17 protein-coding genes are annotated in these 18,489 nt (G+C 61.5%); 9 read left to right on the top strand and 8 right to left on the bottom strand.

From position 1 onward, the window contains the following. Positions 1-86 precede the first annotated feature (86 nt). From ABIE52_RS11955 to ABIE52_RS11945, 3 genes are read left to right on the top strand one after another with little or no spacing between them, the layout of a single operon-like run. On the top strand, positions 87-590 hold the full coding sequence (locus tag ABIE52_RS11955; protein WP_042449832.1) for a hypothetical protein: 504 nt from the start codon (positions 87-89) through the stop codon (positions 588-590). 9 nt (positions 591-599) lie between these two features. Then, positions 600-1,172 carry a YdeI/OmpD-associated family protein gene (locus ABIE52_RS11950; protein ID WP_007727476.1) on the top strand — a complete coding sequence of 191 codons (573 nt, stop codon included), beginning with the start codon at positions 600-602 and terminating at the stop codon, positions 1,170-1,172. Positions 1,173-1,230: 58 nt separating this feature from the next. Then, the gene (locus tag ABIE52_RS11945) at positions 1,231-2,121 is read left to right on the top strand and encodes a ferredoxin family protein (RefSeq protein ID WP_007727473.1); all 891 of its coding nucleotides are present in this window, start codon (positions 1,231-1,233) and stop codon (positions 2,119-2,121) included. Positions 2,122-2,175: 54 nt separating this feature from the next. Here the strand turns inward: ABIE52_RS11945 and ABIE52_RS11940 are convergent, their stop codons facing one another. Further along, a complete protein-coding gene (locus ABIE52_RS11940; protein ID WP_007727471.1) occupies positions 2,176-3,159 on the bottom strand; it encodes a hypothetical protein in 984 nt (327 codons plus the stop codon). 76 nt (positions 3,160-3,235) lie between these two features. On the opposite strand from ABIE52_RS11940, the gene ABIE52_RS11935 reads away from it, so the two are divergent. Continuing rightward, positions 3,236-3,817 (top strand): GNAT family N-acetyltransferase, encoded by a 582-nt coding sequence (locus tag ABIE52_RS11935; protein WP_007727469.1) that lies wholly within the window; start codon positions 3,236-3,238, stop codon positions 3,815-3,817. Between the two features lie 13 nt (positions 3,818-3,830). On the opposite strand, the gene ABIE52_RS11930 is transcribed toward ABIE52_RS11935, so the two are convergent. Continuing rightward, positions 3,831-4,445, bottom strand: a complete 615-nt coding sequence (locus ABIE52_RS11930) for an NAD(P)H-dependent oxidoreductase (RefSeq protein WP_007727467.1) — start codon at positions 4,443-4,445, stop codon at positions 3,831-3,833. Between the two features lie 76 nt (positions 4,446-4,521). Between ABIE52_RS11930 and ABIE52_RS11925 the strand changes: the two genes are divergently transcribed. Continuing rightward, positions 4,522-5,097: a TetR/AcrR family transcriptional regulator gene (locus ABIE52_RS11925; protein ID WP_007727466.1), complete on the top strand. Its 576-nt coding sequence runs from the start codon at positions 4,522-4,524 to the stop codon at positions 5,095-5,097. A gap of 2 nt (positions 5,098-5,099) precedes the next feature. Here ABIE52_RS11925 and ABIE52_RS11920 read toward each other — a convergent pair whose 3' ends face one another. Continuing rightward, on the bottom strand, positions 5,100-6,023 hold the full coding sequence (locus ABIE52_RS11920; RefSeq protein WP_007727464.1) for a LysR family transcriptional regulator: 924 nt from the start codon (positions 6,021-6,023) through the stop codon (positions 5,100-5,102). Between the two features lie 81 nt (positions 6,024-6,104). Here ABIE52_RS11920 and ABIE52_RS11915 point away from each other — a divergent pair, with 81 nt between their 5' ends. Beyond that, a complete protein-coding gene (locus tag ABIE52_RS11915) occupies positions 6,105-7,094 on the top strand; it encodes a threonine ammonia-lyase (protein WP_192712579.1) in 990 nt (329 codons plus the stop codon). Positions 7,095-7,247: 153 nt separating this feature from the next. Next, positions 7,248-8,873: an N-acyl-D-amino-acid deacylase family protein gene (locus ABIE52_RS11910; RefSeq protein WP_007727452.1), complete on the top strand. Its 1,626-nt coding sequence runs from the start codon at positions 7,248-7,250 to the stop codon at positions 8,871-8,873. Positions 8,874-8,966: 93 nt separating this feature from the next. Here the strand turns inward: ABIE52_RS11910 and ABIE52_RS11905 are convergent, their stop codons facing one another. From ABIE52_RS11905 to ABIE52_RS11890, 4 genes are all read right to left on the bottom strand, one after another. Then, positions 8,967-10,109, bottom strand: a complete 1,143-nt coding sequence (locus ABIE52_RS11905) for an MFS transporter (protein ID WP_354541488.1) — start codon at positions 10,107-10,109, stop codon at positions 8,967-8,969. 295 nt (positions 10,110-10,404) lie between these two features. Then, the gene (locus ABIE52_RS11900; RefSeq protein ID WP_230359677.1) at positions 10,405-11,601 is read right to left on the bottom strand and encodes a serine hydrolase domain-containing protein; all 1,197 of its coding nucleotides are present in this window, start codon (positions 11,599-11,601) and stop codon (positions 10,405-10,407) included. 99 nt (positions 11,602-11,700) lie between these two features. Then, on the bottom strand, positions 11,701-12,885 hold the full coding sequence (locus ABIE52_RS11895; protein ID WP_007733647.1) for a serine hydrolase domain-containing protein: 1,185 nt from the start codon (positions 12,883-12,885) through the stop codon (positions 11,701-11,703). Positions 12,886-13,113: 228 nt separating this feature from the next. Further along, on the bottom strand, positions 13,114-14,199 hold the full coding sequence (locus ABIE52_RS11890; RefSeq protein ID WP_230359678.1) for a serine hydrolase domain-containing protein: 1,086 nt from the start codon (positions 14,197-14,199) through the stop codon (positions 13,114-13,116). A 301-nt stretch (positions 14,200-14,500) separates the two neighbouring features. Between ABIE52_RS11890 and ABIE52_RS11885 the strand changes: the two genes are divergently transcribed. Together ABIE52_RS11885 and ABIE52_RS11880 are read left to right on the top strand one after the other, a co-directional pair. Then, positions 14,501-15,667 (top strand): sensor histidine kinase, encoded by a 1,167-nt coding sequence (locus tag ABIE52_RS11885; RefSeq protein WP_199267515.1) that lies wholly within the window; start codon positions 14,501-14,503, stop codon positions 15,665-15,667. Then, positions 15,664-16,392, top strand: a complete 729-nt coding sequence (locus tag ABIE52_RS11880) for a response regulator transcription factor (RefSeq protein WP_007727444.1) — start codon at positions 15,664-15,666, stop codon at positions 16,390-16,392. Before ABIE52_RS11885 ends, ABIE52_RS11880 begins: the two co-directional genes overlap by 4 nt. Before the next feature lie 96 nt (positions 16,393-16,488). On the opposite strand, the gene ABIE52_RS11875 is transcribed toward ABIE52_RS11880, so the two are convergent. After that, the gene (locus tag ABIE52_RS11875) at positions 16,489-18,483 is read right to left on the bottom strand and encodes an SDR family oxidoreductase (protein ID WP_007727443.1); all 1,995 of its coding nucleotides are present in this window, start codon (positions 18,481-18,483) and stop codon (positions 16,489-16,491) included. Between the last annotated feature and the right edge of the window lie 6 nt (positions 18,484-18,489).

The following is an 18,489-nucleotide window of genomic DNA, read 5'->3' as shown; positions in this document are numbered from 1 at the left end:
CGCTTTTTACAACCTCATTCACATTTTCGGCGAGCTCTTCCGTCGGGCCGTTCCGTTCTGTTGTGCGAAGATGGCACGATCGTGGCATGGCACCAACTGGATCTGCGAAGGCGATGGCACTGTGGACCACCGCTTTTGTTGTCTCACAAGCGAATATTGCTCGCCTACTCGGGCCGGTGGCTCCCAAAGTATTGGAAGTGCAGACGGCGTTCTCCGCTCGCCGGTACGTCGAGATCTTGGACTCCATGGACGACGAGGCCACGGCACGATTTCGTAGTCACTACTACCCCGACTTCGTACATCCCGCGATCTACGCGATGGCTTTGCGGTCAGCGGGCACGAGGCTCGGGGAGCGGGTTCCCCTTTCCCCGGCAACTCGGCGCGCCCTTGCCGTAGTGCCGGTACTGTCGGCGGCCGGCGACTACGTCGAGAACGTGGTCGGACTCCATTTCCTCGATCATCGCGACAGGATCACCGACTCGAGGGTTCGCGCCGCTTCGACCGTCAGTATTGCCAAATGGGTGCTCGCACTCGGAACTCTCGGATATTTGTCGCAGGGTTTTGTCAGGGTATGGGTATCGCGAAAATGAGGAGCACTGATGGCAGTCGAACTCGGCACCGAATACTTCGCTGACGGAGCAGAGTTCCGTCGATGGCTGTCCGAGAACCACGAGGTGGTCCCCGGCCTTTGGCTGAAAATGGCCAAGAAGACCTCGTCGCACAGTTCGATCGACTACGACCAAGCGTTGGACGTTGCCCTGTGCTTCGGCTGGATCGACAGCCTCGCACGGCGAATCGACGACGATTTCTTCGTACAGAAGTTTTCGCGACGCACCGCGCGGAGTCCGTGGTCCAAACGCAACGTCGAGATAGTCGCCCGCCTCGACGCTGCGGGACTTCTCGAGCCTTCCGGCATCGCCGAGATCGAGAAGGCCAAGGCCGACGGTCGATGGGATCGCGCGTACGAGGGATCAGCCAAGGCCGAGGTCCCGAAAGACTTTCTCGATGCGCTCGCGGAAAACCCGAAGGCTCGTGAGTTCTACGCGACGCTCAATTCCACCAACCGATTCACCATCGCGTACCGACTGCAGGAGGCAAAGCGTCCGGAGACGCGAGCCAGGCGGATCGAGAAGTTCGTGAACCAGCTTGCGGAGGGCAAGAAGTTCTATTGAGCTGCCGTGTCACTGGGCCACAGGGACTTGCGAATCGACACCCAGCGAGGCTGACACAATGGGCCTCGTGATCGAAGCCGAAACCTGTTCCGCACTGTCTGCTGTCGATGAGCCGCTGGCAGGCAGCGCTGCCGTCGTGCGGGGCTGGGTATGCCTCGAATTCAATGCCGCGTGGGGTCGTGACGTGTTGGACGGTACGGCCTTGGGGGAGGACCTTGCCGCCGAGCTGAGCCGCCGAGCCGATGCAGCGAACGTGCGAATCATGTTCGTTCGGCGACCCGGGCGTACCGATCCGATGACTGATGGACACACCGTCCTGCTTGCGCGCTCCGATCCGAGCGACTCATGGTGTGAAAGGTTGCACATCGATTCGCCGATGGAATTACTCGACGTCGATTTCTTCTTGTTGGATGGGCCGCCACCAGGACTGGGCGAGCAAGTGACCGAGCCAGTCGTATTGGTTTGCGCACACGGCAAGCGCGACCAGTGCTGCGCTGTATTCGGCAGGCCGATCGCCGCAGCGCTGATGTCGTCCTTCGGACCCCAGGTGTGGGAGTGTTCGCATACCGGCGGGCACCGATTCGCGCCGTCGATGATCCTGTTGCCGAGCGGCAATACGTACGGCCGTCTGTCGGCAAGTGAGAGTGTCACGGCCGTGGAGGTGGCTTCCCGAGATCAGGTCCATTTGCCAGGCCTGCGTGGACGGAGTTGTTGGTCTCCTGCGGGGCAGGCTTCGGAAATTGCTGTGCGACAGCAAATAACCTGCGGAATCGACGACTTGGCTGTCATCGAGCAGGCGAGTGACGGGACATGCGTCGTCGCACATGTGGACGGCCGGCAATGGGCCGTGGAGACTGCAGTCTCCGAACTCGCGCCGCGTCCACCGAGTTGCGGCGCGGCGCCCAAGCCGGTCAGGCCGGTTGTCGTCACGTCGATTCGAGACCTGTGATTTCATCGTCGGTTTTCTACGATCAGTCTCGATGAACTCGGGTGTGGGTCATCGCTACTGCAACAGGAGCGCAATGACTGCGGGCGGTAATTGACGTTGTCCGAGGAGGTTTACGCGTTGGCATCCGTCGAGTTCGACTGCCATCCGCGTGCCGCCCGATCCGTCGGGACGAAGTACGTCGATCGAAGCGATGTGATGGGCGACGAGATCGCATGGGCCTGCAGGTGGCGCGGTGGATGCAACCTCCATCAGATCAGTACTCTGCTGGCGTGACAAGCGGATTCGGGACTCGGGCAGCGGCGGTTCGGTGGAATAGCGGCACACCAGTAGTCTGCCGACGTCGGAAATCGGTGTAGCCAAAGCTGTTTCCGTCAGTGGGCGCGCGTGAGTGTCTTCGTGTTCTGCCATGCGACTCATGTCAGCTTCAGTGGTCGTCGCGAACGGTTGTCCGATCGACTCCGCGCAGGTTCCGGCGTCATCGGAGGAGATGCCGTCGACCGGATGCTGCGCGCGGCTGATCTCATGTAGTTGGCGCAGGGCTGCGTGTGGTTTCTCTTGCAGTCCGCAGGGCGCGGTCGGCCAGGTAGGGCGTATGGCTGCTCCTGCTTCGTCTACCAGCCACAAACCGGCTGGCGGGACGAGACGGTACGCGCAGTCGGCCCGGACGTTGGCAGGAAATCGACGAGACTGTTCGCGGAATGCATCGTCCACCGCGTGGATGTCCCCCTCGAGGCGTATGGAGTCGATGGTCAACCCACCGTCGGACGTTTCTCCGCGTTCGCATCGAACAACGGCAACGGGGCTGAAATCAGGAGGCGGGTAACCACTTCCCTCGGGGCGAAGTGCGATGCTGCTGTCGCGTGCCTCGGGGGCTACGAGCGCGGCGGTGATATCAGGGGCGAGGCAGTCTGCCCGATCGACCGCCGTCGCGACCGGTGGAGTGAAAGATTCATAGTCTCGAACGCCGGTCCAAACCAACGCAACGGCGACGACACTGACGACGACGATAAAGACCCCAGCTGTGAATCGTCCACTCATACATCGACACTATGTGCTTTTGCGATGGATTGAGGCGAAGTCTCGACCATTGCGGGTGCGACGTAGCATCGCTGCTATGACAGTCGATTTGGTTGCGCCTGACGAGGCCTTGTGGGTGTCCTGGTTGGAGTCGCGTGACGAGTGGGGTGGACCGCAGGCGGATCAGCCCGGTTCGGCGTTGGGAGTTGCGCAACGTCTGGATCTGGACCTTGCATCACGCGATGGATTCGGGCAGTGGGTTCAGGAGTTGTTGGCGCAGCCCGAGGCGTTGCCGGGGCCCGACATTGTCCCGGCAACCAACTGGTGGATCGTGCGAGACGGCAGGTATCTCGGTGCTATCCAGTTGCGACACAGCTTGAATGAGTTCTTGGCGGATCTTGGTGGTCATATCGGCTACGGGATTCGGCCGTCGGAACGGCGGAAAGGGATAGCGTCGGCTGCTCTGCGGGAAGTGCTCACGTATGCCGGCGACCCGGTGGGGCTCAGTCGCGTCCTGATTACCTGCGACGAAACGAACGCGGGTTCGCGTAATGTTATCGAAGGGTGTGGGGGACTTCTCGATAGCGTGCGCCCAGCTGATCAGTTGTCGCGCAACCTCGGCCATTCGGGAGACACGCTTCGCTACTGGGCGGCCACGGGCCGGTCAAGCGCCAGTTGACCGTTTTTGACCGTCAACGGGAAGTCGCGGTCGCAGGGTAGGCGACACGGGACGCGATGCTTTCGCTGAGGTCGTGGATTTCTGCGGCGAGGACGTCTCGGCTCTTCGTGTCCGACTCGTGAACGAAGGTTGTCGATCCCAGTGTGGCACCGCAATATTCGATGATTCCGCGTTCGATCTGTGTCCGGAAGGCCTCGTACACGCCGTGTCGGTCGAAACTCTCGGCGTCGTCACCTGCGACTGGAATCAGGTGGACGGTGAGTCGGTCCAGTTTCTTCACGAATTCGCTTCCCGGGGTGAATTCGTACGCCCATCCGCTGACGAAGACTCGATCGATCCAACCTTTGAGTAGTGCGGGCATCGACCACCAGTACATCGGAAACACGAGAATCAGATCGTCTGCACGATCGATTCGCTCCTGCTCGGCTGCAACGTCGGCCGGGGGAGCCCCTTTGCCGCGGAACAGGTTCACATCGGCTTCGGCGAATCGGGGATCGAAATTCTCGGCATGTAGGTCCGCGAAGTCGACGTCGCCGCCCAGGTCGCGGATCGCGTCGGCGGTAGAACGGGCGACATGCTGGGTAAGTGACTGGGGATCGGGGTGGGAGACTACGACGAGTGTGGTCATGAGCGTCCTTCGGTAGATGGTGCGCTTATGTACTAAGAGTAGGTTACTATTGGTATATAGCGCAAGGAGGTGTCCGATGGCACGTACGAGACTGTCGCGAGCCGGCAGGTACGAACAACTCGTGGAGGTGTCGTGGGCGTTGGTGCGAGAGGAGGGTGCGGACGCGCTGACCCTTGGTCGGTTGGCTGAACGTGCCGTCGTTGCAAAGCCAGTTGTATACAGCCATTTCGCCTCTCGCGCCGCGTTGTTGGCAGCGCTCTTCAAGGAATTCGACGATCGTCAGACGGTGATGCTCGAGGAGTATCTCGATGCCGCGGATGAGTCTCTGAACGGACGCGCGAATGCCATCGCCGACTCCTACGTCGGATGTTCGCTGGCGCAGGGGCGTGAACTGACGGGTGTGCTTGCAGCGCTGGAGGGTTCGCCCGAGCTGGAGCGGGTCAAGCGTGAATCGGAACACGCCTATTCCGAACGATGTCGGGAGGTGCTGACTCCCTTTGGTGCGGGCGGAGGACTTGCGCAACCTTCGATGACCGCAATATTCGGTGCTGCAGAGGCACTCTCGCATGCGGCGGTAGCGGGAGCGCTCTCGCCCGACGATGCTCGAAGCGAACTTGCCGCACTGATAGTCGCGGTGGTCGGCCGGACCTGAGGTCACCGGTTATCTTGGTGCCCATCCAATTCGACGCGCTCACGCATGGATTCGGATATCGCTGTCAGAGTTCTGACGAACGCGTCGATCGCGGGAGCAAGTGGAGGTTTGCCGTAGGTTGCGACGGAGACAGTGCGTCGCTCGCCGGGAATGCGGTGTGCGCGGATACTCGGGTTCTGATGTGCCTGGAGGGCGAGGGCCGGAAGGGTGCTTACCCCGCTTCCGGAGGCGACCAGGGCTTGGACGGCGACGTAGTCGTCGGTCTCGAACTCGATCCGCGGAATGAATCCAGCTCGATTGCAAGCGGTGAGGAGGTGGGCTCGGCAGCTCGGGCAACCGGCAATCCAGGTCTCACCGGCGTAGTCCGTGATCTCGTTGGCGGCATCTGCATTCCGCGTAGAGGTGATCAGGTACAACGGATCTTCCAGCAAAGTCGTCTGCGCGACATGCTTGAGCCCGACTTCAGGGGTGTCCTCGTGCGCGAAGACAACAGCTACGTCGACATCGTTGTTACGAAGCAGTGCAAGTGCTTTGGGTGGTTCTGCATCAACGAGGCTGATGGACACATCGGGGTACTGGGACGTGAACGCTGCCATCGCCTGCGGAATCAAACTCGCCAGGGCTGACGGGAATGCGGCCAGTCGTACCCGCCCGGCCCTCAGTCCTGCGTACGTCTGGACTTCGGCTACCGCTGCGTCGACGTGGCCGAGGATCTCGGTGGCTCGCCGAACCAGCACTGCGCCAGCGTCCGTCAGGCGCAGTCCACGACCCGCTCTCTGGAACAGTGGAACCCCGACTTCCGATTCGAGCTGTCGAAGGTGGTGACTGATGGAGGGCTGCGCGTAACCGAGAGAATCGGCGGCGGCTGTCACCGACCCTTCCTGTGCAACAGCGACCAGGACCCTCAGCCGAATTAGATCGAGCATGCCAAAATCATAGAAGATTTCGATGCTTTGGACGAAAACACGTATTGGATCTATGAATCGGTGTTTGGCAGGGTGAATCACATGGCACCGGCATCTGATCTCACGGCATCAAACCAGCTACATCCACCCGTATGGGCAGACATCGAGCGTGCCAGTCAGGTCGTCCGTCGGCATCTACCGGTCACGCCCCTGATATCGCACCCGACCTTGGGTGCGGGCTCGTGCAGCCAATTGTTCGTCAAACACGAGAACGTGCACCCCACGGGTGCGTTCAAGGTTCGCGGCGGACTGAACCTGGTGGCAGGACTGGATGAGGCGACGCGGGCGCGGGGGATTGTCGGCTACTCGACCGGAAACCATGCTCAATCCTTGGCGTATGCCGCGGCGGGTGGGGGCGTGCGGTGTGTGATCGTCATGCCGGTTGGGGCGAATCCAGTCAAGGCTCACGCTGTCCGCATGCTCGGAGCCGAGCTCATCGAGCACGGTGTGAACTTCGACGAGGCACGTGCTCATGCCGATTTCATCAGCGAACGTGACGGCCTGCGTCTCGTGAGCGCCGCCAATGAGCCGGCAATCCTCGCCGGTGTTGCAACGGCCTACGTCGAACTCCTCGAACAACAACCTGATCTGGACGCGGTGGTGGTCCCAGTCGGTGGCGGCAGCGGTGCGGCGGCGGCGTGTCTCGTCGCCAGTGCGCTTGCACCGCACCTCGAGGTGTTCGCAGTGCAGTCTGAGGCCGCACGAGCCGCACATGACTCGTGGAGTTCCGGCACGTGCGTCGAGCGCTCGAACACCACCCGTGTCGAAGGGCTTGCGACCGGTGCCGGGTTCGCACTCACTCAACGTGTCTTGCGTGAACGCCTCGGGGGATTCCTGCTCGTCACGGACGATGACATCACCCTCGCGCAGCGGGCGTTGCTCTACGACGCTCACACTTTGAGCGAAGGCGCCGGTGCGGCCGCACTTGCTGCGGTCTATGCGCATCCGAACACCTTCGCTGGCAAGCGCGTTGCTGTTGTCTGCACGGGCGCCAATGCCTCCGAGAATGAGATCCGCGGGGTCGTCGGCTGACCGATGGCATGATCGGAACCATGGGCCAGTTTGGTAGGGCGGCACCAATTTTGCATCGCGTATGTGTGTCTGGAACAAGATTTCGCTTCCACGATTCAGCAAAGTGAACAGGGTCGCATCTCGCGACAGCAAGGCCACCGTGGAGGAGACGTGATGCTGCCGACAATCGTCGTTCGGGACGGGACTGTGCTCGATGGTAGAGGGAGCCCGCCCAGGAAAGCGGATGTTGCGATCTCCGGTGACACGATCGTGGAAGTCGGAACGATCGGTGCTGTGCCGGGGGCGATCGACATCGATGCTCGCGGTTGCATGGTGGCTCCCGGTTTTGTGAATGTGCTCAGCCATAGTTACCTCACGCTGCAGCAAGACCCACGAGGATTGTCGGACTTGTATCAGGGGGTCACAACCCAGGTCTTCGGTGAAGGCGTGTCTCTCGGACCGGTCACGGGTTCGATGACTCCGGCGATGCTCGGATTGGGCGCGATTCCAACTGGGGTGCAATCACATTGGCCGAGGTTGCATGATTTTCTCGAATCCTTGGAGACGAACGGCGTCGGTTTCAACGTGGCGAGCTTCGTCGGCGCGGCGAATCTGCGCATGGTGGTTGCGGGTGTGGACAATCGCCTGTTGAGTGAACAAGAGCTGGCCGAAGCGTGTGCCCTGCTCGACGAGGAGCTTGAAAATGGAGCTCTCGGAGTGGGTTCGGCTCTGATCTATCCACCCGGAAGCTATGCGGATTCCGGCGAGTTGCGAGCATTTTCGCAGGTGCTCGCCAGACACGATGCCGTCCATATCTGCCATCTCCGAAGCGAAGGGCAGAGGTTTCTCGAAAGCATCGAGGAACTGGTCGATATCGCTCGAACGACAGGAGCGCGCGGGGAGATCTACCACCTCAAGGTTGCTGGTAAGTCGCACTGGCACAAAATGTCCGAGGCCTTGCAATTGGTTGAGTCGGCTCGCGAGGACGGTGTGCGAATCACCGCGGACGTATATCCGTACGAGGCGGGGAACACGCTGCTCAGTGCCGCGTTGCCACCGGAGTTTCGGTGTCGTGACACGACGGCCGGGCGCACGCACCTGAACTCGACCGGTGTCCGAGAGCAGATCCGCGAGAGGATCCATCGTGAGGACGAGGACTGGGAGAATCTCTACGCTGCGTCCGGAGGCGCCGATGGGGTGACGATCTTGTCCGAGGTACCGGCACTCGGGATCCGAGCGGGGGAAGCTCTGGGATCTATTGCTCGGAGGATGGGGCATCACGACCCGGTAGACACCATACTGGCTGTTCTCGACGCTCTCCCCACAGCCGAGGCTGCCTATTTCATTGCGTCGGAGGACAACACGCGAACTGCCTTCGAGCGTCCCTGGGTTTCGGTTGGTTCCGATGCCGATGCTCAAAGCACGGAGACCCTTTTCGCGGGGCAACCCGTCCACCCCCGTTCATTCGGAACTTTCGCCCGTATTCTGAGCCGCTACACCCGCGGCATTGGCGGGCAATCAGTCGAGGAATGCGTTCGCCGAATGACCAGCCTTCCTGCTGAAAACTTCGGTTTGGCGAAGCGGGGCTACATTGCGCCAGGGGGATACGCCGATCTGGCGATCTTCGACCCCTCGCAGGTAGAGGATCTCGCGACATACGACAACCCAAGAGTGTATGCGACCGGAATGCGGCACGTTGTGGTCAATGGGCAACCGGCACTGTCGGACGGGGTGCCGACGGGGATGCTTGCAGGGCGCGCACTTCGGCGCTCGCGCAACGGGTTCGATGCAGTGAGGTGACGAGCTGGCACCGGGGTCAGCTCCGGATCGGCGAAGCGGCCACTGCCGGGAACGACCCTTCAGCGGCCACTTCGCCGGACCACGTGAGAGCCCTCAGAATTTCGCCGGGGTTTGCGGAACGATCATGGCCACCAGAGCCGCCGCAGCCGTCGCGCCGACCAGGACTCCGAACGCGGCCATGTACGAGAACTGGTCCACCATCCATCCCATCACGAGGGGGGTGATGAAACCGGCGAGCTGTCCACAACCGTTGATCAAACCCATTCCGGAACCGAGGAGTTCGGCAGGCAATGCCCGCAACGGGAGGGCGAAGATCGACATCGAGCACAGTCCGCTGACGCCCATCGCGAGGGTTTGATAGAACGTGAACATCGCGACGGTATCGGTGGTAGTCATCAAGAACAGCAGAATGGCGGAGGTGGCCATGCACGGAACGAGCAGAATGCGCGCGCTGTCGTGAAAGTACTTGTCCACCAGACGTCCACCGACGACGATGGCCAATGCCGTGACGATGAACGGGATCGCCGCGAAGATTCCCGTATCGATCAGCGAGAGCCCCTTTTCGTTGAGGAGGTAGCTCGGCACCCAGGTCAACAGCCCATATCCGGCCATGTTAGCCAGGCAGAACAGAAGTGCGAACTTCCAGACCGAAACGGACTTGAATACCGCGGCGCGTGAGTGTTCACTGGCGAGCGGTTGCAGTGCGGCCTCCGGATCTTCCGTGATCTCTGTGTCCAACGGCGCCGGGAGCACCAACCAGACGACTGTGCCGATCACGGCGCCGACTATGGCCACCAGCCAAAATGCGTCCCGCCAACCGACGGCCATGAGAACTGGGGCGATGATCAATGGTGCGATGCCGGGGCCCAGGTTGTTTGCACCGATCATGAAGCCCATGGCCGTGGCGCGAGTTTTCGGACGGGTTCGCTCAGCCAGAGCTTTGAACGACGCTGCTGGGAAGAGACCCTGGCTGAGCCCGAACATCGCACGCATGACCATCAGCGAGACGAGTCCCCAGGCGAATCCTGTCAGTGCGGTGAACACCGACCACAGGATCAACGCAACGATCAACAGTGGCCGGGGTCCGAATCGGTCGGCCAGCATGCCGCCGGGGACCTGCCCGAGCATGTAAAAGATGGCGAAGATCGACACGACTCCGCCCAATTGCGTATTACTGAGGGAGAATTCGTCTCCGATCATCGGCAGTGCAAGCCCGATCATCACGCGATCTATCATGTCGATCATCCAGATCGTACTGAGCAGCCCAACAGTCATAGTCGTTGTTCGACGAATTGACTTGTTGTCCAATATGTTTTGTATCGACTTGCCGCCGCTATGCGAGGGTTCCTCAACTGTGGCGCGTTCCGACTTCATCATGCCTCCTGAATTGCGTTGTGCCGCATGGACTGATGAAGTGTGGCAGCGGACACGTAGGCCGCATTGGTCCGTTCGGCCAATAACCGACCGAATGTTTCGTCGGGCGGTACAGCGTCACTCGGGTGAGATTCCGGGTGACGCTGTCACCAGAGCTTTAACTGCACAAAGCTCTGTCCACGGTGTCTACGACGTGTTGCGTGGCGGACGCAGTCGTGGGAAGAGCAGTCACCGCAAGGTTTACGGCGCGCCCGTTGTCGGTGATGCCGCCGCGGGTCTCGTAACCGACTATGTCGCCGCCATGGCCCCAGTAGACCCCGCCGCACGAGAGAGTCCTGCTGGTGAGGCCGAGGCCGTACTCGAGTCCGGTGGGCCCGCCGACGTGGACGGTGGTACGCATCTGGTCGAGTTCGGCTGCGGGGAGCAGTCGTCCGTCGAGTAGCGCGTAGAGGAACTGGTTGAGGTCCGAGGTGGTGGAGATCAGCTGCCCTGCGGCCCATCCCCACGACGGGTCCATCTCTGTGACGTCACTCAGTGGGCTGTCTGGTGCGGTGCGGTGGTATCCCTTGGGATGGGGACCCCGGATGGTCATGTCTCCCGGGGATGGGAAGTAGGTGTCGCGCAGGCCGATCGGCGCGAAGATACGTCGATTCATCTCCTCGGCGAGGGGGCGGCCGGTAACCTTCTGTACGAGTAGGCCGGCCAGAATGTAGTTGGTGTTGCTGTACCCCCAACTCGTTCCGGGCGGTGCGTCGGCGGGGTGTTGGAACGCGACGTCGAGCAAATCGTGGGGGTCGGCGTAGCGGTATCTGATCTCTTCGTCATTGACGTGTATTCCGTAATCGGGGAGTCCGCTGGTGTGTTGGAGGAGTTGGCGGATGGTGATGTTGTGGCCGTCGATCCCGTCTCCGCGGACGAGTCCGGGTAGGTAGGTCTCGATGGGGGTGTCGAGTTCGATCTTTCCTTCGGCGACCAGTTGCAGGACCACTACTGCGGTGAAGGTTTTGGTGTTGCTGCCGATTCGTATCTGGCCGTTGGGGGGTACCTCTGATCCGGTGGTCAGGTCACCGACTCCTGCGGTGTAGTTGTGGGAGTTGCCGTTTCGGTCTTGGATGCTTGCGAGGGCGGCGGGTAGTCCGTCCTCGCTCACCAGCGCGTCGAGGGAGCGTTGAACCGCGTCGGACTCGGTGGAGGAAGAACCGACGGTATCGGGACTGAGGGCGGATGACGGCGAGCAGGACGCCAGCGTCATGGCACCGAGGGCCGCCGCGGCAACGACCGAAAAGGTCCGGTGCCGTTTGCGGTCCTGCCGGCGATCTGAGGAAGGGAAGCCCTTTCGAATATTGTTACGCATCAGTAGAACTCCTGAGGATTGGTAGGTTCGGGACATCGTTCGCTCGGGAAGAATTGTTGTTCGATGTTGCGTGCGAAGTCGTGCACGAACATGTTTCCTTCACTTCTCGCACATCGCTGCGTCGACAACTCGCTGTGCTGCTACGAAGGCGTCCTCGCTCATCGGGATGTGATTGAGGGTGAGAGTCACAGCGCGTCCTGTGGTATCGACTCCGCCCGAGGTGCCGAAGCCGGGAATTCCGCCGCCGTGACCCCAGATCTCCTTCCCGCAGGAGCTGTTCACGCGGACTAGTCCGAGTCCGTAGCTGTCCTGCGGGCTCCTGTCGAACGGCACGGTGTGTTTCATCTCGGCGAGCCTGTCATTCGAGACGAGATCGCCGCGTAGCAAAGCCGTGAAGAAAGTGTTGAGGTCGGCGCCCGTTGCGACCATCGCACCTGCGGTGTCGGCCCACGACACGTCGCCATCGGTGACATCGACCTGAATGCCGTCAATCGGGTGATAGCCCTGTGCATGAGAACCGCGGATCTGTGTCTCGCGGGAGGCGGGAAAATAGGTGTCCATCAGTCCGAGCGGATCGATTATGCGGGTGGTGATCTCCTGCGCGGCAGGGCGTCCTGTGACCTTCTCGATGAGCATCCCGAGCAGAATGTAGTTCGTGTTCGAATAGACAGCCTTGTCTTTGGCTGCCGGGCCGGGTGGAAGAGACATCGCGATATCGACCAGTTCAGTGGGGGAGAAGTGCTCCGGTGGTTGTGCGCTTGTCCCCACCAGCAGCTGGCCGGGCTTGATGTCTTCCGGCCGTGCTCCGCCGGCGGCGAGGTAGTCCGTCAGTCCACTGGTGTGCTGCAAGAGATCTCGAATGGTGACTCGGTTGCCGTCGTTCCCGTTGCCTACGACCGTTCCGGGCAGGTAGTGCTCGATGCTCATATCGAGGTCGAGCAGTCCGTCGTCGACGAGTTGCATGACGACGGTCGAGACGAAGGCCTTTGTGTTGCTGCCGATTCGGACCCGCGCATCATCGGGGATAGGCTCGCCGGTGGCGGTGTTTCCCATTCCTGCACGAATGATGCGAGTGCCCCGCGACGGGTCGGAGATCACGAGTTGTGCGCCGGGGATCCCCTGCTCGATGACGCCGTCGAGCGCCTGTTGCACGGCAGCGTCGCTTTGCCGAGTGGAATCAGTGGAGTCAGTGGTGTCACCACATCCGCTCACGCCCAATATGAGGGCTGCAGCGGTGACTGCCGGAAGCACGGTGAGCAGGGGGCGACGTCGAAGGGTGGTCATTGGTTGTGGTCTCCTGTTCGTCGAATCTCGTGGTGAGTTCCACATGCAGAGAACAGTATTGACGTGCGTACGCGTCCTCCATGGTGCGAAGTGCAGTCTCTCGGTGGTGCGTGCCGGAGCGTACGGGGTGTAGCTGGCTGCACCTCGGAGTCCGGCGTCTCGCGGCCGATACTGTCGGTTTGACGAGCTATTTCGGAGTAGGCGGCCTTTGGTGATTGACAGGAGGCCTCAGCGACAAAGGGCGATATCCACCGCGTGTTCGAGTTTTCTCCGGGTGGCGTCGTCGACTACTTGCATGCTGACCGCGATGTTCGCTTCGCGTCCGTCGTCGGTAGCGCCCCCGCGTGTCTCGTATCCAGGGAAACTGCCGCCGTGGCTCCAGGACAGGCCGCCACACGGTAGCGGGCGGCTGACCAATCCAAGTCCGTAGCGGGCATCGGGTCCGAAGGTTTCCTCCGCGGGGACGGTAGTGCGCATCTGGTCGAGTTGGGCTGCGGGGAGCAGTCGTCCGTCGAGGAGTGCGTGGAGAAACTGGTTGAGGTCCGAGGTGGTGGAGATCAATTGCCCTGCGGCCCATCCCCACGAGGGGTCTATCTCTGTGATGTCGACGGGAGGCGCGTCCGATGACTCCCGGTAGTAGCCGCGGGGGTGAAGTTCCGAGATCTTCTCGTCGTATGGTTCAGGAAAGTATGTGTGCTGCAGATCGATCGGCGCGAAGATTCGCCGGTTCATCTCCTCGGCGAGGGGTTTTTCAGTGATCTTCTGTACGAGTAGGCCAGCGAGGACGTAGTTGGTGTTGCTGTACTTCCAACTCGTTCCGGGGGCGAAGTCGGCAGGATGTTCGAGCGCGATGTCGAGAAGTTCGCGTGGGTCGTAGTATCGGACTTCGTCTTCCAGGTAGTTGCTGTAGTTGGGGAGTCCGCTGGTGTGTTGGAGGAGTTGGCGGATGGTGATGTTGTGGCCGTCGATCCCGTCTCCGCGGACGAGTCCGGGTAGGTAGGTCTCGATGGGGGTGTCGAGTTCGATCTTTCCTTCGGCGACCAGTTGCAGGACCACTACTGCGGTGAAGGTTTTGGTGTTGCTGCCGATTCGTATCTGGCCGTTGGGGGGTACCTCTGATCCGGTGGTCAGGTCACCGACTCCTGCGGTGTAGTTGTGGGAGTTGCCGTTTCGGTCTTGGATGCTTGCGAGGGCGGCGGGTAGTCCGTCCTCGCTCACCAGTGCGTCGAGTGAGTGTTGAACCGCATCGTGCCGCGCAGCGACGGTATCGGCGGACGACGAGCACGCACCGAGGGTGACCACGCTGAGAGTCATTGCGACGGAACAGAGGGCGCGGTGCCGTTTCCGGCTTTGTCTTTGGGGTGAGGGAGGTTGGCCCTGTCGACTGTGGCGGCGCATCAGTAGAACTCCTTGGAGAGATTGATCGGTCTGGACACGATCCTGTCTGCTGGAGGATTGGTCGCGCATCGCTCCGACGCGGGAAAACCATCTCCCTCGATCGGGGGAGGCCATCGCCGAGCGGCCCAGTCATACTTGTCGAATCATGATCACAGGACTACGACCGCTGATGCGGGGCTCTACATACTCAGCTGTACTTTTCGCCTTTTGTGGTGTGTTGGCAAGCCTGCCACTTCTGGTGGTTGCGATGTTGCCTGCTCTCGCGTGGCAATCCGCACCCGAGTTCGTCCGGGTGCTTTCGGTCCTGCTCATATGGGTGACTTTGGTAGGAGCACTCGGCCTGGTGCATCCTGTGCGACGCGCGCTCATCGTTACTGCCCGCCGACTGCTGCAGGTGTCGCTGCCGAGTCCAGCGCTCGGACACCGTACTCCTAACCTCTCGGAGATTGATCGCTGGCGGGCCCCGCTCTGGATTGTCCTGCATGTCATGGTGGGTTGGCTGGCGGCGCTCGCGACCAGCGTCCTTTTCATCATGGGGATTTCGCTCCCGGGGAACTGGCTCGGCGGCACGGCGCGAATCAGTCTGTTCGATACGTCGGTTGACGTGACGGGTGGATGGACCTGGATCGTGGCGGCCGGCTGCCTCCTGCTTGCGGTAGGAATTTGTGTCCTGGTGGCAACACTGCTGAGATGGCTGGCGCCACGACTGTTGGGGCCGTCCACGGCTGAACGGCTCGCGCTGGCGGAAGAACGCGAACTGCAACTGGCCGAACGTAATCGGGTCGCTCACGAGTTGCACGACTCGATCGGACACACGCTCACCGCCGCCACGATCCAGGCGGCGGTGGCCGGCGAGGTGCTTGCCTCCGATCCTGCCGCGGCGAGGGCCGCCATGCGTAGCATCGAGGAGTCGACACGGGCAGCGCTCGAGGACCTGGACTACGTACTGGGTGTACTTCGCGAGGAGAGGCCTGCTGTACCTTCTCGGACGCTGTCGGACTTGCCTGCGTTAATTGATCGGTTGCGGCATGCGGGGGCGGTTGTGGAGGTGAACCTGTCGGGTGACCTTTCACAGATCCAGGGGACACTCTCTCGCGCGGCGTACCGGATCCTGCAAGAGGGGACGACCAATGCTCTGCGGCACGGGGACAGCGGGCCGATCGAAATCACGGTGGCAGTCGGCTCGGAGAGCGTCGAGCTCAGAGTGGTCAACAGCATCGGGGCAGTGACCGGGGGAAAGGCAGACGTAGTTCGAAGATCAGGGCGCGGCCTGGCAGGTTTGGCCGAGCGCGTGCGACTCTTGAACGGTGAGTTCAAGGCTGGACCGGACGGAGCCCAGGGCTGGCGATTGAGTGTTCAGTTGCCGGTACGGGTGGCACGATGACCGAAGCCAATTGGAGTGAGGACGCCGCCAAACCTGCAAGCATGCCAGTCACCCTGCTGATTGCGGATGACGACGACGTTACCCGCAGCGGCCTGCGTATGCTGCTCGCAGCTCAGCCCGGGATTGTGGTCGTCGGCGAGGCTTCCGACGGTATCGAAGCAGTGGAGCTTTCGCGGCAACTTCGTCCGGATGTGGTGCTGATGGACGTGCGGATGCCGCTGCGCAACGGAATAGAGGCAACTCGGCACCTCCAGGCCGAGTGCACCGAACCGCCGAAAGTCTTGGTAATCACCACTTTCGAAAACGATGGCTACGTCACGGCCGCACTCAGTGCGGGCGCGAGTGGCTTCGTGCTGAAGCGGCTCCCAGTCCCGCAGATCGCAGCGGCAGTACGTGTGGTGGCGGCGGGCGAAGTGATCCTGTTCCCTGCCGCGCTACGCCGGATGGTTACGCCCCGCCCGTTGGTCTCCGCTGAGGCGTTCCCGAATGCAGCGCTGACAGCAAAGGAGGAAGAGGTATTGCGGTTGATGGCCACCGGGCTGTGCAACTCGGATATTGCTCAGGTTCTGGTTGTGAGCCTGGAGACAGTGAAAACGCATGTCGGGAACGTGCTGGCAAAGCTCGGTGCTCAGAATCGGACGCACGCTGTCGTCATCGCCTACGAGTCTGGTCTGGTGGTCCCGGGGTCAGGCACCGATACGGAACCCTGTGCAACTGGCGGTTGATTGCTTTTGTCAGCGTGACCCGGTGAGGATTCGCCGACTGAACCTACAGATCCGTTCCTCTTGCCGAAACGCTCCGAGACGAAGTCACACCACCGGTCACCAGTGCGTACCGGGCACGAGTCGGGCGGCCCGACGGCCGAGTTTGCGGATGCGCGAGCGCGAGTGGTGCTGTCGCGCCGGTGTTGCCGGAGCGTCTGCCGGAGTTTCCTTGTCTACCTGACCCTTTGCCGCCGGAGAATCGGGGAAGGCCTGGTACATCTGGTTGAGAATTCGGTCCTTGGTGTGCGGTGCGAACAGGGTTCCCAGATCACCCAGGGTTCCCAGTGGTACGTCGATGCGTTTGGGGCGGTCGATCAGCGCGCGGATCACCATTGCCGCAGCCTTTTCCGGGCTGGTGATCGGGCCGTTGTTGTATTCGCCGGTCGGAGCGATCATCGGTGTTTCGACCAGCGGCATGTGGATGGTCGTGAAAGTGATTCCGTCCGCCAGGGTTTCAGAGGCGGCTACGTCCGAGAAACCGTCGAGGGCGGCCTTGCTCGCCACGTAGGCCGAGAATCTAGGCGTTGCCGCCTGGACTCCCGCGCTGCTGATGTTCACGATGTGGCCGAAGCGGCGAGAACGCATGGTCGGTAACAAGGCGAGCACCAATCGCACAGCGCCGAAGTAGTTCACGGCCATCGTTCGTTCGTAGTCGTGGAAACGATCAGTGGAGTGGTAAATGCCGCGCCGGATGGATCGGCCGGCGTTGTTTACCAACATGTCTACGTGATCGTGTTCTGTCAGAATGCTTTTGATCGTGTGCTGGACCGACTCGTCGTCGGTGATGTCGCAGGGGTAACCGAACGCCTTGCCTCCGGCTGATCGAATCTGCTGTACTGCGGCATCGAGTTCGTCGGTGCGGCGTGCGATCAGGAGAACGGTGGCGCCCTTCTGAGCGGCGGCAATGGCCGATGCCTTGCCGATTCCGGAAGAGCCTCCGGTGATCAGAACGATCCGACCCACGAGTGGTCCTTCGGGACTGTTACGTCGTGCGCGATTGGGATCGAGGTTTGCGCGCCAGTACTTCCACAACACAGTGGAGTACGACCCGAACTCGGGGACCGCCAGTCCTGATCCGGCCAGGGCGGCAACGGTTCTCGCGGAGGTGAAGGTCGGCGCCATCGTCATGTTGTCGAGTAATGCTGCAGGCATGCCGATGCGATCGAGGAAGACCTTCCGCGCCGATTCTGCCGAATCCATCGGCAATGGCGAGACAAAGGGTTTGGCGATCACGCCCGGCAGGCTGAGTGCGGGCCGGGGCGCTCCGGCGGCCTTGGCGAGTCCGGCATAGATTTCGCGTACCGGTTGAGGTTTCGGATTCACGAGATGGAATGCTTCGCCGTCATGGCCGGGCACATGCATCAATTCGACGAGGGCGGCGGCTACGTAATCGACGGGCACCACGTTGGTTGCGCCGAGGTTGGGGATCGGGACGGGGAGTGCTGCAGGTAATTTCGCGAGTAGCGCCAGTCCTGGGAACAAGTAGTACGGACCGTCGATCTTGTCCATCTCGCCGGTGACGGAGTTACCGACCACGGCAGACGGCCGATAAACACGCCAGGTGAGGCCTTCTCGTTCTCGAACGATTTTCTCCGCCTCGAACTTGGTTCGGTGGTACGGAGTGGGAAAGCCTTGACCGCAATCGAAATCGGTTTCGCTGAAGGTTCCCGGGTAGTCGCCCGCAACTGCGACTGATGACACGTGATGAAGGGTGGCTCCCAGCTGTGCGGCAAGGTCGGCCACGGAGCGTGTGCCCTCGACATTCGTCGAAGCCTGCTCGTCTCCGGCGGTGATGTCGTAGATCGCGCCGAGGTGAAGGACGTGGTCGGCAGGCGGGGGAGAGTCGATGCCCAGTCCCGGCTCGGTCAGATCTCCAATGAGTGGATGCACGCGATCGCCGCCGGGAATTGCCGACACCTGTTCTTCGAGTTTGGCTACAGAACCGGCTCTGACCAGCACATGGATCTGAGCAGTTTGATCACGCTCGAGCAGGAGTGGCAGTGCAGCTCGTCCGAGGAATCCGGTACCGCCAGTGACGATGTAAGTGGCCATAGTCGG

This window comes from Rhodococcus sp. OAS809, from assembly GCF_040546695.1.
GTDB classification, from domain to species: Bacteria; Actinomycetota; Actinomycetes; order Mycobacteriales; family Mycobacteriaceae; genus Rhodococcus_F; species Rhodococcus_F qingshengii.
Note: the sequence above shows the minus strand (reverse complement) of the source record. Positions and strands in the feature narration are given on the sequence as shown.

Bases quoted from the DNA above. Each gene is read 5' to 3' on its own strand.
- ABIE52_RS11935 (WP_007727469.1), top strand. From the start codon at position 3,236: ATGACAGTCGATTTGGTTGCGCCTGACGAGGCCTTGTGGGTGTCCTGG.
- ABIE52_RS11875 (WP_007727443.1), bottom strand. From the start codon at position 18,483: ATGGCCACTTACATCGTCACTGGCGGTACCGGATTCCTCGGACGAGCT.
- ABIE52_RS11880 (WP_007727444.1), top strand. From the start codon at position 15,664: ATGACCGAAGCCAATTGGAGTGAGGACGCCGCCAAACCTGCAAGCATG.
- ABIE52_RS11950 (WP_007727476.1), top strand. From the start codon at position 600: ATGGCAGTCGAACTCGGCACCGAATACTTCGCTGACGGAGCAGAGTTC.
- ABIE52_RS11920 (WP_007727464.1), bottom strand. From the start codon at position 6,023: ATGCTCGATCTAATTCGGCTGAGGGTCCTGGTCGCTGTTGCACAGGAA.
- ABIE52_RS11940 (WP_007727471.1), bottom strand. From the start codon at position 3,159: ATGAGTGGACGATTCACAGCTGGGGTCTTTATCGTCGTCGTCAGTGTC.
- ABIE52_RS11905 (WP_354541488.1), bottom strand. From the start codon at position 10,109: ATGATAGATCGCGTGATGATCGGGCTTGCACTGCCGATGATCGGAGAC.
- ABIE52_RS11900 (WP_230359677.1), bottom strand. From the start codon at position 11,601: ATGCGTAACAATATTCGAAAGGGCTTCCCTTCCTCAGATCGCCGGCAG.
- ABIE52_RS11910 (WP_007727452.1), top strand. From the start codon at position 7,248: ATGCTGCCGACAATCGTCGTTCGGGACGGGACTGTGCTCGATGGTAGA.
- ABIE52_RS11930 (WP_007727467.1), bottom strand. From the start codon at position 4,445: ATGACCACACTCGTCGTAGTCTCCCACCCCGATCCCCAGTCACTTACC.
- ABIE52_RS11955 (WP_042449832.1), top strand. From the start codon at position 87: ATGGCACCAACTGGATCTGCGAAGGCGATGGCACTGTGGACCACCGCT.
- ABIE52_RS11945 (WP_007727473.1), top strand. From the start codon at position 1,231: ATGGGCCTCGTGATCGAAGCCGAAACCTGTTCCGCACTGTCTGCTGTC.
- ABIE52_RS11925 (WP_007727466.1), top strand. From the start codon at position 4,522: ATGGCACGTACGAGACTGTCGCGAGCCGGCAGGTACGAACAACTCGTG.
- ABIE52_RS11915 (WP_192712579.1), top strand. From the start codon at position 6,105: ATGGCACCGGCATCTGATCTCACGGCATCAAACCAGCTACATCCACCC.
- ABIE52_RS11895 (WP_007733647.1), bottom strand. From the start codon at position 12,885: ATGACCACCCTTCGACGTCGCCCCCTGCTCACCGTGCTTCCGGCAGTC.
- ABIE52_RS11890 (WP_230359678.1), bottom strand. From the start codon at position 14,199: ATGACTCTCAGCGTGGTCACCCTCGGTGCGTGCTCGTCGTCCGCCGAT.